General features: G+C 59.0%; 10 protein-coding genes, 1 tRNA gene and 1 riboswitch. Of the genes, 5 read left to right on the top strand and 6 right to left on the bottom strand.

What is annotated here, in order from left to right:
• Positions 1-57 precede the first annotated feature (57 nt).
• The 4 genes from R5H23_RS05735 to R5H23_RS05750 are packed head-to-tail and all read left to right on the top strand — an operon-like array spanning position 58 to position 5,715.
• Positions 58-1,470, top strand: coding sequence for a replication-associated recombination protein A (locus R5H23_RS05735; RefSeq protein WP_317214783.1), 1,413 nt, complete (start codon positions 58-60; stop codon positions 1,468-1,470).
• The gene (locus R5H23_RS05740; protein ID WP_086634390.1) at positions 1,467-2,459 is read left to right on the top strand and encodes an RluA family pseudouridine synthase; all 993 of its coding nucleotides are present in this window, start codon (positions 1,467-1,469) and stop codon (positions 2,457-2,459) included. Before R5H23_RS05735 ends, R5H23_RS05740 begins: the two co-directional genes overlap by 4 nt.
• A complete protein-coding gene (locus tag R5H23_RS05745; RefSeq protein ID WP_317214784.1) occupies positions 2,456-5,029 on the top strand; it encodes an AsmA family protein in 2,574 nt (857 codons plus the stop codon). The genes R5H23_RS05740 and R5H23_RS05745 overlap by 4 nt, the downstream gene beginning before the upstream one ends.
• Positions 5,026-5,715: an ATP12 family protein gene (locus tag R5H23_RS05750; RefSeq protein WP_317214785.1), complete on the top strand. Its 690-nt coding sequence runs from the start codon at positions 5,026-5,028 to the stop codon at positions 5,713-5,715. Before R5H23_RS05745 ends, R5H23_RS05750 begins: the two co-directional genes overlap by 4 nt.
• Before the next feature lie 394 nt (positions 5,716-6,109).
• Here R5H23_RS05750 and R5H23_RS05755 read toward each other — a convergent pair whose 3' ends face one another.
• The 3 genes from R5H23_RS05755 to metZ are packed head-to-tail and all read right to left on the bottom strand — an operon-like array spanning position 6,110 to position 9,037.
• On the bottom strand, positions 6,110-7,276 hold the full coding sequence (locus R5H23_RS05755) for a bifunctional 2-C-methyl-D-erythritol 4-phosphate cytidylyltransferase/2-C-methyl-D-erythritol 2,4-cyclodiphosphate synthase (protein WP_317215077.1): 1,167 nt from the start codon (positions 7,274-7,276) through the stop codon (positions 6,110-6,112).
• A gap of 52 nt (positions 7,277-7,328) precedes the next feature.
• On the bottom strand, positions 7,329-7,802 hold the full coding sequence (gene apaG / locus R5H23_RS05760) for a Co2+/Mg2+ efflux protein ApaG (protein ID WP_086634393.1): 474 nt from the start codon (positions 7,800-7,802) through the stop codon (positions 7,329-7,331).
• 41 nt (positions 7,803-7,843) lie between these two features.
• Positions 7,844-9,037, bottom strand: coding sequence for an O-succinylhomoserine sulfhydrylase (metZ, locus tag R5H23_RS05765; RefSeq protein ID WP_211497739.1), 1,194 nt, complete (start codon positions 9,035-9,037; stop codon positions 7,844-7,846).
• 79 nt (positions 9,038-9,116) lie between these two features.
• Positions 9,117-9,196, bottom strand: a riboswitch (SAM riboswitch).
• Between the two features lie 110 nt (positions 9,197-9,306).
• Between metZ and R5H23_RS05770 the strand changes: the two genes are divergently transcribed.
• Positions 9,307-9,380, top strand: a tRNA-Gly gene (locus R5H23_RS05770).
• Between the two features lie 17 nt (positions 9,381-9,397).
• On the opposite strand, the gene R5H23_RS05775 is transcribed toward R5H23_RS05770, so the two are convergent.
• Genes R5H23_RS05775 through R5H23_RS05785 form a run of 3 tightly spaced genes read right to left on the bottom strand, consistent with a single transcriptional unit; the run spans position 9,398 to position 12,043 of the window.
• Entirely contained in the window at positions 9,398-9,958 is a 561-nt protein-coding gene (locus R5H23_RS05775) for a hypothetical protein (protein ID WP_064273848.1), read from the bottom strand.
• Positions 9,959-10,011: 53 nt separating this feature from the next.
• Positions 10,012-10,761, bottom strand: coding sequence for a 2OG-Fe dioxygenase family protein (locus R5H23_RS05780; protein WP_046899947.1), 750 nt, complete (start codon positions 10,759-10,761; stop codon positions 10,012-10,014).
• Positions 10,762-10,813: 52 nt separating this feature from the next.
• Positions 10,814-12,043, bottom strand: coding sequence for an NAD(P)/FAD-dependent oxidoreductase (locus R5H23_RS05785; RefSeq protein ID WP_317214787.1), 1,230 nt, complete (start codon positions 12,041-12,043; stop codon positions 10,814-10,816).
• Positions 12,044-12,064: the final 21 nt, after the last annotated feature.

The following is a 12,064-nucleotide window of genomic DNA, read 5'->3' on the forward strand; positions in this document are numbered from 1 at the left end:
AGCTGTTCCGAAATATGTACGGGAGTTCTATGATCGTTCCCGTATCAGGAGGCAGCCATGGCGGACATGACAGATCTGTTCGGGACAAATCCCGGACCTGCGGGGCGCGAGCCGCCGTCCCGTGGGAACACGCAGTCTGCTCGGCAGCCTTCATCGCCCCGCCCTATTGAGGCGCCAAAAATACCCGCTCGTTCGCCTTCACGGACGCAGCCCCTTGCAGATCGTCTGCGCCCGAAAACACTGGAAGAGGTGCGCGGCCAGGATCATCTGCTGGGGCCAGAAGGTACTCTGACGCGAATGCTTGCGCGGGGCACGTTGTCCAGCCTCATCCTGTGGGGCGGTCCTGGTTGTGGCAAAACGACCATTGCGCGCCTGCTGGCAGGCAAAGCCAATCTTCATTATGCACAGATTTCGGCTGTTTTTTCTGGTGTTGCTGAACTGCGCAAAGCCTTTGAAGAGGCGGATCGGCATCAGGAAGTAACAGGCCGTGGCACGTTGCTTTTCGTGGACGAAATCCATCGGTTCAACCGGGCGCAGCAGGATGGATTCCTGCCGTATGTCGAGCGCGGGACGGTCGTGCTGGTGGGGGCGACGACAGAGAATCCATCTTTCGCCCTGAACGCCGCGCTTTTATCCCGATGTCAGGTTCTGGTGCTGAACCGGTTGGACGATGCCAGTCTGGAAGCGTTGCTGACGCATGCGGAAAAAGACGTAGGCCATCGCCTGCCGCTGGATCGGGAGGCGCGTGCCAGCCTTCGGGCAATGGCGGATGGCGATGGACGCTACCTGTTGAACATGGTGGAGCAGCTGGTTGTTCTGGACCCTGACAGGGAACTGACCCCGAAAGATCTTGCGGCTATCCTGTCCCGACGGGCCATTCTGTATGACCGCGACCGGGAAGAGCATTACAATCTCATTTCTGCACTGCACAAATCCCTGCGGGGGAGTGATCCGGATGCAGGGCTGTACTGGTTCGCCCGGATGCTCGAAGGTGGCGAAGATCCGCGGTATATTGCCCGACGCCTGACCCGGTTTGCAGCGGAAGACGTCGGGCAGGCGGACCCGAACGCTCTACCGATGGCCGTAGCCGCCTGGCAGACTTACGAGCGGCTGGGGTCTCCGGAAGGTGAGCTGGCGTTGGCGCAGGTCGTGGTTCATCTGGCGACGGCGCCCAAGTCGAATGCGGTGTATATGGCTTACAAGGCGGCGCGGAAGCTGGCCCGTGAGACGGGAAGCCGCATGCCGCCGTCTCATATTCTCAATGCCCCGACAACGTTGATGAAAGACATTGGCTACGGGAAGGGCTACGAGTACGACCATGATTCCGAAGACGCATTTTCGGGACAGAATTATTTCCCGGAGGGCATGGAGCGGGTCTCGCTCTATCAGCCGACAGACCGGGGTTACGAGGGCCGTATCAGAAAACTTCTGGACATACGGGCCGCCAAAAGGGCATCCCGCGATCCATGAAAGTTTCCAACCGCATTGTAACCGAAGACGAAGCCGATCTGCGCCTCGATCGCTGGTTCAGACGTCACTACCCCAATCTCACTCAGGGCGCGCTTCAGAAGCTGTGCCGTAAAGGCCAGATCCGCGTTGATGGTGGCCGGGTCCAGAGCAACGCACGTCTTGCTCCTGGGCAGAGCGTGCGTATTCCGCCGCTGCCGGACATGACCCGTCAGGCCCCGCTGCCGCCGCCAGATCCGATGCTGGTGCGCGAAATCGAGAAGATGGTGATCTATCAGGATGATCATCTTCTGGTGCTGGACAAGCCATCCGGTCTGGCTACGCAAGGTGGCCCGGGTATCACCAAGCATGTGGACATGATGCTGGATGGCCTGCGCAAGGAAGACGAAGACCGTCCGCGCCTTGTGCACCGGATTGACCGGGATACGTCCGGTATTCTCCTGATTGCGCGTACGCCTGGTGTGGCTGCCAAGCTGGCAGCAGCATTCCGTGGGCGTGATGTTGGCAAGACCTACTGGGCGATTGTTGTCGGCCGTCCGGCGCAGGCGTCTGGTATTATTGATCAGCCCCTGGCCAAAATCGGTGCGGGTGGTGCTGCGCTTGTCGTGGCGGCTTCCCGCGGTGAAGAAGATGCGGTTTCTGCCAAGAGCGAATACGAGACGATCGACGCTGCGGGAAAGAAGTTCTCCTGGCTCGGCCTGTCTCCACTGACAGGACGGACGCATCAGCTTCGTGTGCACTGTGAGTCTCTGGGCACGCCGATTGTGGGTGATCCGCGCTACGGTGGGAAAACCGCTCATCCGGAAGGCTTTATCGACAAGCTGCATCTGCATGCCCGTCAGCTGGATATTCCGCATCCGGCCGGTGGTCGTCTGATCGTGACGGCACCACTGCCGCCGCATATGCGTGAAACGTTCCGTTCACTTGGGTTCGTGCCGGGCGATACACCTGCACCGAAGCGCATCAAGGGCAGCAGAGGGCCTGCAAAATGAGGAAACTCACTGGCGCGCTCATCGGGGTCATCGTTGCCTTTGTGGGCGTCAGCATTGCTGCACATGAGCTGATTGATCAGGATGCGCTGCGCCAGCGTGTGGCCGAGGCTCTGAAAAAAGAGACGGGTCTTTCGATGGTGGTGAAAAGCTCCACCATCCAGATCCTGCCATGGCCGTCTTTCGAGGCGCGCAATCTGGTGTTGCAGCGTCCGGGCCAGGCTCCGGTGTTTCAGGCTAGGACCGTGCATGCGGGTCTTTCCGTTCTGGCGCTTCTTCACCGCGAGGTCCGCTTTCAGGACTTCGTAGTGGATGGCGCCACACTCTCTTTGGAGCGCGATGCGGACGGGAATGCCAACTGGACGTTCAGTCAGCCGTCGCGTTCAGACGCAGGTGGCGCAGAGGCTCCGTTGCCGGTTCGACAGCATGTTGGTGAGCGTGTGCAGGCTCACTGGGATCTTTCTCTGGATGCACTGCACCTGACGAACAGCGCAGTGAACTGGCGCGATCAGGCTCAGAAGATGAGCGGTAGCTTCCAGATCGGCACGATGGATCTGGCTGGTCTGCGAAGCCAAAGCCCTTGGATCAATTTGCAGGGGAGCCACGGCGGAACCCCCTTCACGGTGCAGGGGCATGTGGGTGATCTGGCCCTTCTGCGCTCTGGCGCAAAGCCATGGACTTTCAGTCTGGGTTCGACGCTTGGAACGGATGCCAAGCGCGACTGGCTGAATGTGGACGGTCAGATTCATGATGCATCGAATCTGCGCGGCCTCGTTCTGACTGCGCAGGGAGAATGGCCTAATCTGCAGGATGCTCATCGCCTGTTTCCCCATGCCAGCCTGCCTGACATGCGTGGACTGGGTGGAGACATCACGGTGCAGGGTGATGCCGGGCAAGTGGCGAATGCGACCTGGACCGAGAAGGCACAGGCCTTACTGGCGAGTCTGGCACCCAGCCGCATCCATCTGCATGTTGCGGGTCTGACGGTTCGTGGAACAGCGGTCAGTAATCTGCATCTTGATGCCGATGCAGCATCTGCGCCGCTTTCCGTGGCAGCAGATGTGCTGTGGCGCGATACGGACTGGAGAATCCTTGGTAAAGCCGGGACCCTTGAACAGGTTGATCTCGCAAGACGTGATCATTTCCATACGGAAGTGCCTGTTGAGGCTGAACTGCGGTCCATGCAGCTGTCTCTGTCCACCGCGTTGAATGTTGAAGGCGCGACGCCGCCCATTAATGCTCAGGATGATGCCAAAGTAACGGTCTCCGGCACGGTGGGAGCCGAGAAAAGTCATCTCGTGGTGCAGGGCGGGGCTAAAGCGCTTCACCTGCCGCGCGTTCTTTTGCATGACGTTTCGCTTCAGGGCACGGTCAGCAGTAAAGGGCTGAGTGAAGCCACGCTGGATGATATGGCTTTCAAAAGCCGCGAGGCAGACTTCGATGGCGCCCTTCATCTTCTGACCGATGAAAACTCTACGCCGCTCCTTAACGGGCATCTGCATGCGACCCAGCTTGATCTGGATGCGCTGAGAGATGTCTGGCTGAAGGATGTGAAAGCAACTGCTCAGCAGCCTGCGAAAGCTCCGCCTGCGATCATTCCGGGAGCGACGGGGACCGTAGAAAAAGCAGCGACACAGCCTGTTCAGATGCAGGATCAGTCTTCTGTTCCCGCCGTGTCTGACGCAGGTGTTGTGGAAAACGCGGCTGTGCCTTCATGGGTCAAGCGTCTGCGAGCCCAGGACCTTGACCTTCATCTGACGCTCGACCGGGTTGTGTTCTATGGACATGACTACACCAACCTGGCCACGCACCTGACCCTGTCAGACGGTCATCTGCGCCTTGAGCCGATTTCCGGACAAGGCCAAGGGCTGACCCTGTCGGGACAGGCGGATCTGGATGCATCCCATCTGCCGGTCACAACTCATTTGACGTTCCAGCCTTTGGTACTCCCGATCGGTCTGCTGGAAGAGGGCCTGGGGCTGCCATTGCTGCTTCAGGGGCCAGTCCAGCTTGTGGGGGAAGTGTCGGGTCAGGGCCAGACGGCTGAGGATCTGCGGCAGTCTTTGAACGGGCATCTGGGCGTCTCCATGGTGGACGGGAAAGTGGACAGCCAGATCCTGGGCCGTATTGCTGGCCCAGGCGCGGATTCTCTTCTGGGAAGCGGAGTGCGGCCACTGCGTTGTATCGGTCTGCACATGGCGCTTGCCAACGATACGGCCACGCTGGACACGATTGGGCTCCAGTCTGGCCGGTTCTCTACGGCTGGGCATGGTGAGGTCCGTCTGGGATCGCAGGAAATCCAGTTGCATCTCGTGCCCAGTATTGACTTCGAAGGTGCCGGTGCTTCCACCCCTGTTATCGTAACGGGCACCTTGTCTGCGCCACAGGCGAAGCAGGACAGGGATGCCGGTGGCCGATTCCAGCTTTCGATTGGTGGGGAAGCCCTGGCTGATCCCTGCACAGCCGCGCTTGCGGCTGCCCGTGAAGGGCAGGCTGGACCGCCGCCGCCCGAGCAGTCTCATCATCACAACAAAGCGGGTGACATTCTGCGCGCGCTGGGAGTTCTCCATTGAGCAGCCGCAAACGATTCTGGCAGAGCGTTTCAGTCGGGGAGCGCGACGGGTTATTCTCTCCTGAGTTGGACGGGCGGCCCATCCGGCTTCCTCAGGGAACTGTACTGGCCGTTGCCTCGCAGTGCCTGGCGAAGGCGATTGCGGCAGAATGGGAGGCTATTCCAAAGGATGCCTCCTTTACGCCTGAACAGCTCTCCATGACCCGCGTTGCCGGAACCATGATCGAGCGGATTCGCCCGGATCTGATTGAGGCTCGGGAAGCGCTTCTACGATTGGGTCTGGATGACGGGCTCTGCTATCGCAAAGGTCCTGCCGACTCGACAGTGGAGCGCGTCTTTGCCTGGCTGGCGACGCAGGGCATTCGTCCGGAAGTAACAGACGGACTTATGCCTGTAACGCAGTCTGGCGATTACGTGACGGGGCTGGAGCGTCTGCTATCCCGCCAGGGAGAAACGGAGCTCGCGGCCCTAGGGGTGCTGACACAGTGCTTTGGAAGCCTTCTGTTGTCTCTGGCGCTGCTTTACGACGCGATCAGTCTGGAAGAGGCGGTTTTTGTCGCAAATGCGGATGAACGGCAGCAGCTTCTGGTCTGGGGACAGGACGATGAGCTGATTCGCATCATGGCAATTCGGGAAAAAGATGCTGCGGAAACCGTTCAGTTTCTAAAGTTTGCCCGAAACACCTGATTTCCCGGTTTAGGGCATGATCTTGCCATAATCGGGGCGCATCTGGCGCTGTGACAGAACGAGATGATTAGTGACTGGCTTCCACAGGGAGTTATGGCGCAGTTTCCGCTCTGTCCTGCAATGTCAGAGTCGAGGAAGATATGTCGGTATCCGTCAGTCGTCCCATGCGTCACATGGGTAAACGTCTTGTAGCAAAGTGCTCTATGGGGGCATGGTTTCTTCTTGCCGCTACGCCGATTATTGTCGTGGTCTGCGCTATCCACGGTTGAAGCGCCATGAACTGGGCCTGAGAACCTGTCAGGCCTGTCGCTTTTGTTAGTGCGACAAGAAAAAAGCCCACTCTCCGCTATGAAGAATGGGCTCTGGAATTTTCCTGGAAAGTAAACCTGGACGCTCAGGCGTCTCCGTTATCCGGCACCATAATGCTGACGGCAGCTGTTGCTGCAATCCCTTCTTCGCGGCCTGTGAAGCCAAGGCGTTCCGATGTAGTGGCCTTCACGGAGATGCGGCTGACATTCACCTGTAGCAGCTCTGCCAGACGGTCCTGCATCGCCTTGGCATGAGGGCCGATTTTCGGGCGTTCGCAGATCAGAGTGATGTCTGCGTTGACGAGGAAGCCGCCACGGGCACGGATACGTTCGCCAGCGTGGATGAGGAAGCGGGCGGAATCCATATCCTTCCACTCGTTGTCAGTCGGCGGGAAATGACGGCCAATGTCGCCCTCAGCCAGCGCACCATAAATGGCGTCACAGAGCGTATGGATGCCAACATCGGCGTCTGAATGACCGGCCAGACCCTTCGTATGGGGAACTTCAATACCGCAGAGGATCAGCTTGCGGCCTTCCTCGAATGCGTGGACGTCATAGCCAAGCCCAACGCGGGGCAGCAGGTTGCCGTCGATTACACCTTCAAGACGCATCAGATCCTCCGCAACTGTCAGTTTGATATTGTTGTCCGAGCCCTGAACGATTGCGACCGGATGGCCTGCATGTTCCAGTAATGCGGCATCATCGGTGCGGGCATCACGTTGGGTTCGGTGAAGTTCGAGCAGGGTCGGGAAGTGAAAGCCCTGCGGGGTCTGTGCGCGCCACAGCCCTTCACGGGAGACTGTATCGACAATGATACCGTTTTCCACTTTCTTGATCGTATCGCTGACCGCAACGGCAGGGATAACACCGGCATGGGCCTTCAGTGCTTCAATGACGTTCTGAACCACCTCGGGCGGCACGCAGGGGCGCGCGCCGTCATGGACAAGCACGAGATCCGGGGGCTCTGTCAGATTTGCGAGCGTTTCCAGTCCGTTGCGTACACTGTCATGACGCTCTGCACCGCCTGATACGGGCGGCAGAACATTCAGCCCGGCCAGACTGTCAGCCAGTAGTGGGTCATCTCCTACGGGAAGCAGGATGTCCACGTGTGGAAGCAGAGCTTCAGCGGCACGGCGGATGACGGGTTTTCCCCGCAGCATCCGGAATTGCTTGCTGGAGCCCTCACCTTCGGGCGAGCCAGCTGCAAAGCGCCGGCCACGACCGGCGGCGAGAAGAAGGGCAGCAATACGCATGCGCGCAGGAATGGGCTGCCGGGCGCGCAACGTCAAGGGTAGGTATTAGGAGTTAGTGCAGCAGCCCGGCTTCGTGGGGGCTGTCGAGGCTGAACGTGGGGATATGCACGTCAAAGCGCTGGCCTGAAACCGGCTCGAGCATGTGGTACGTGCCGCGCATGAAACCGCTTGGCGTGGTGAGCATGGCGCCAGACGTATAATCATACTGGTCTTTCGAACCGATGATGGGCTGTTCTCCAACAACGCCATCTCCGTGAACGTGCTCGGTCCGTCCAAGGCCATCCACAATTTCCCAGCTCCGGGAAATCAGCTGGAAGGTGTCCTTCCGACCATTTTCAATGCAGATATGATACGCCCACGCAAAGCGGTGGTCTTCCGGCTGGGACTGGTCGTCCAGCCAGAACGTGCGGACGGTTACGGTCACGTCGTCCGTTATCTGGCTGAAACGGGGGGCGTTTTCCATGGCTTCGGCCATTGCCGCTTCCGGATCAGCCAGGAGATGGGGTTGGGATGACTTGTCAGGCATAATGCCATTCTAATGTCATCCCGCGCCTTTGTCAGGAAAACTTATTTTGCAGCGTGAGCAGCGGCGGCACCGGCGGTAACGTCTGCAATCAGATCGGCTGCATCTTCCAGACCAACGGAAAGACGAATCACACCGTCAGTGATGCCCAGACGTGCGCGTTCATCTTCGCCAACACGCATATGCGTCGTGGTTGCCGGATGCGTCGCCAGACTGCGGGCGTCACCCAGGTTGTTGGAAATTGCGATGAGACCGAAGGCGTTCAGGCATGCGAAAGCGCCAGCCTTGCCGTTCTCGACTTCGAAAGCGACGAGAGATCCACCGTTGCTCATTTGCTTCTGAGCAAGTGCATGCTGCGGGTGATCGCTACGGCCTGGATAGCGGACATTCACGACGCCCGGCAGGCCAGCAAGTGCATCTGCGACATCTGCCGCATTGCGCGCCATGGCTTCGGTCCGGAGCTTGAGAGTTTCCAGCCCCTTCAGCAGCACCCATGCATTGAACGGAGACAGCGCGTTACCCGTGTTGCGGGTGAAGGGCTGGAGGGTTTCCTTGACCCATTTGTCGCTGCCCAGAACGGCGCCCCCTAGGACACGGCCCTGACCATCAATGTGCTTCGTGCAGGAATACAGCACCACGTCAGCGCCGAGCTTGAGGGGAGACTGTCCGATGGGGGATGCGAACACATTGTCCACCATCAGCAGCGCGCCTGCCTTGTGAGCAAGGTCTGCGATGCGCTGGATATCGAGAACGTCCAGCATTGGGTTGGACGGGCTTTCAATCAGAACAGCAGCTGTCGGGCGGGACAGCGCGCGCTCCCATGCCTCATAGTCATCACCATCAACCAGTTCCGTCTCAATGCCGTAGCGCGGCAGCAGGCTGGTGACGATCCAGTAACAGGACCCGAAGATGGCGCGGGATGCGACGACGCGCTCCCCGGTTTTCACATGGGCCAGAAGAGCCGAAGAAACGGCACCCATGCCTGTAGAGGTCGCGATGCAGGCTTCAGCCCCTTCGAGCAGAGCGAGACGCTCCTGCAACGTGTCGACAGTGGGGTTGCCGAAGCGGGAATACTGGAAGTGCTCAACGTCACCCGTAAACGTCGCCGCAGCCTGTTCGGCGCTATCGTAGACAAAGCCCGATGTCAGGAAAATGGCTTCGGACGTTTCACCGAATTCAGTGCGGTTCGGTGCGTCGTGCAGGAGACGGGTGGCAGTACGCCAGTTTTCTGAAGACATTAATCAGTCCCTCCATAAGGTTTCCACCCGGATAGGCGGAAAGCATGTGGCGGGCCGTGGAAGTCCTGGGAAATCTTGGATGGAAAACCGCAGGGCCTCTTTAGCGCAGTTATTTATCCTCGCCGCAAGCCGGCCGCTCAAATCACGAGGATGAAACGGTCTTTATGGCCATTTCACGAGCGGACTATGGGCCGAGGAGTGGTTTTGCGTCAACACCCCTTCGGCATGGATTGCAGAGGCGCAAAGGGGGGGATATAAGCAGCGACGTCGCGGGTGTAGTTCAATGGTAGAACGGCAGCTTCCCAAGCTGCATACGAGGGTTCGATTCCCTTCACCCGCTCCAGACTCTCCTGAAAATTGTCAGTTCGGCCCGTTCATTTTGGGCATGGGTGGCGCGCTGAGCGTGTCCTGATACTCGTTGCCGTCCCAGATCCACTTGTCGTTCTTGCCAACGAGAAGGTCATGCATGCCTTTATGGCGTGTGGGGAGAACGGAAATATCGCCGTTCACGGAATCCAGAACTGTTTTCCAACTGTCGTTGTGGCGCAGATAGACGGATGTGGTGCAGCCAGCAGATCCGCAGAGCCGGGCTGACTGAAGCTGAACGAACAGGGCTTCGTCATTCTTGCCAGCAGAGAGCGGGGCAGAGCCGACGAGCACGACCGGCTGATCGTGATGCTTGGCGGCATCTTCCAGATCGTCTGTGTTCAGTTTGCGGGCATCGATATCAAGCTGTGTGCCGGGATGGGCAGACAGGATGACCGGTGCGGCCCCTGCGCTGACGGCATTTGCCTGACGCGTGTGATGCGTCCGGTGATGCGTTGTCGCAGCGCTCACCGTAGCGGCGACCGAGAGGGCTGAGACTGTAAGCAGCGCCAGATGGCGAAGCCGGATACGGGAAAGAATCTGCTGGATCGTCATGATGTTATTCTTAACACGGAATTAAGCCTGTCGATCCATCGGAGATTTCAGGTTTATTCGTGGCGAAGGGTGATAACCAGCACATCACGATAGGCAGGTTTGTCTGCATCCTGTGGGGTGACGGCTGTAACGCCATGGTAAACGCGATGATCGTCCACGATCGCAGCATCAAATGGCTTGGTCAGGGTGAATGAGCCCAGAAGATCTTTCTGGTCATCATGGATTGTCGTCACACCCTGCTCAACGTTGTGGCGGCCGATCATCAGGACGAGCACCCAGTCCACACCGTCGCGGTGCATGCCTTCCGGGGTGGGGCGCCCTTCACTGTCAGGATTGGCTTCAATCCGGAACTGGTGAACCTCTGCATGCCACGTTTCGGGCCGTGATTCGGAGGGTGTCAGGGCATCTGCGAATCGGCCAATTGTCCGAATGGCTGCCAGCATGGCGGGATGAGTGGCAATCGCGTCTTCAATCGGCCCGAACCAGCGCTCGATGCCGCCATTGAGCAGGTTGTGATCCCGGCTCTGGTAGTGGGGCTGATTTGGTTTGCGCGTGATGTTTTCGGAACTGACCGTAAAGGTCGCATAGCGACGGCGGCGGTAGCGGCCCCCATCGGCCATGTAGAGATCAAGACCGAGGTCGTTCCAGCTGGCGGCAAAACTGTCCCAGTCTGTCAGGCCTTCGTGCTCCAGAAGCGGACGCATGGTATCCGCCTGGAGAAATTTGAAGCCCTTGTCAGACAGGACGTTTTCGACCCGCTGCATGGTCTGATCGAACGTGGAAGGCAGATGTGCGTCGGTCATGTCCGCTCACTTGGTGATGCCACGGCCCGACGGTCACATCTGTCGGGCGATTTCAGGCGCCGAGGTCTGGCTTTACGGGAGAAAGATGCTCTTTCACCGTTGTGCAAGCCGTCTTTACCAGGCCCACGATACCAGCCTGATGCTGGCGGTACAGCCCTTCATGAATAAGGCGTGCAAACAGACCGGACACCAGACCGCCACCGAAGCTGCGATTGGCATCCAGCATGCCCCAGCCGTTATAATCGCCGAGGGCCACGACGGCGCCGCGATCATTATAGACGAATGGTGCAGGTGTCTGGCCGGCAACGATCTGCGGCAGGACGCGCCCAACATACTGGCCTTGCTGGCGGGCAGCCTGAGCCGTTGGGGCCACTGGTGCGGCGTCAATGCGGGCGCAGTCGCCAATCGCAAAGATCTTGGCGTCTTCAGTTGTCTGAAGAGTCTGTGTCACACCAAGCTGCCCTGCACGGCCGCGTTCCAGGCCATCAAAAAGGCCTGTGGCATCAGAGGCGCGAACACCCGCAGCCCAGACCCGAAGGGTCGCAGGAATCTGCTCGCCGGACTTGAGATTAAAGCCACGCTCGTCAGCGCCAACAACCATGGCGCCCGTACGCACAGAAATACCAAGCTTTTCGAGCTGGCTGGCTGCTGCCGTGGACACGGCTTCCGGGAAGGCGGGAAGGATGCGCGGCCCGGTTTCAATCAGGACAGCATCAAGACCCGTTTTGCGAACTGACGGGCCAAGGCCAGGCGCTTCATCAATGGCTTTGCAAAGCTCGGCAGCGAGTTGAACACCCGTGGCGCCGCCACCGACAATCCCGAGGCTCAGCTTCTGACCGGCTGCGCGCGCTGTCTGAAGGGCCTTGCGGAATTCGGAGTACAGAGTGTCTGCATCATTGAGGCTGTCAATGAAGCGACAGTGATCGAGAATGCCTGGAATGCCAAAATCATTGGCGCGGGAACCCAGCGCGACAACCAGATAGTCGTAGGGGAGGGTGCTCCCGTTTTCGAGCGTGACTGTCTGGGCGGTACGGTCAACGGCGGTGGGCAGGCTCTGGACAAAGCTGAAACCGAATTTTCCAGCGGTTTCTGCGAAAGGAATACAGTTGCCGTCATGCTGCATCGTGCCTGCTGCAAATTCATGCAGGGAAGGCTTCCAGTAATGGACCGGGCTGCGGTCAACGAGTGTCACGGCTATGTTGTTTCGGCGACCAAGGGCCGTAGCAGCCTCAAGACCTCCGACACCGCCACCGAGAACAACGACACGAGTTGCAGCAGACATGGACAGTTTCCTCATACCAAG

The sequence above is a fragment of the Gluconobacter sp. GP1 genome, assembly GCF_032913585.1.
Taxonomy (GTDB): Bacteria; Pseudomonadota; Alphaproteobacteria; order Acetobacterales; family Acetobacteraceae; genus Gluconobacter; species Gluconobacter cerinus.

Coding starts and splice junctions, on each gene's coding strand:
- R5H23_RS05755 (WP_317215077.1), bottom strand. CDS start 7,276: ATGCGTATTGCTGCCCTTCTTCTCGCCGCCGGTCGTGGCCGGCGCTTT.
- R5H23_RS05780 (WP_046899947.1), bottom strand. CDS start 10,761: ATGACCGACGCACATCTGCCTTCCACGTTCGATCAGACCATGCAGCGG.
- metZ (WP_211497739.1), bottom strand. CDS start 9,037: ATGTCTTCAGAAAACTGGCGTACTGCCACCCGTCTCCTGCACGACGCA.
- R5H23_RS05740 (WP_086634390.1), top strand. CDS start 1,467: ATGAAAGTTTCCAACCGCATTGTAACCGAAGACGAAGCCGATCTGCGC.
- apaG (WP_086634393.1), bottom strand. CDS start 7,802: ATGCCTGACAAGTCATCCCAACCCCATCTCCTGGCTGATCCGGAAGCG.
- R5H23_RS05735 (WP_317214783.1), top strand. CDS start 58: ATGGCGGACATGACAGATCTGTTCGGGACAAATCCCGGACCTGCGGGG.
- R5H23_RS05785 (WP_317214787.1), bottom strand. CDS start 12,043: ATGTCTGCTGCAACTCGTGTCGTTGTTCTCGGTGGCGGTGTCGGAGGT.
- R5H23_RS05775 (WP_064273848.1), bottom strand. CDS start 9,958: ATGACGATCCAGCAGATTCTTTCCCGTATCCGGCTTCGCCATCTGGCG.
- R5H23_RS05745 (WP_317214784.1), top strand. CDS start 2,456: ATGAGGAAACTCACTGGCGCGCTCATCGGGGTCATCGTTGCCTTTGTG.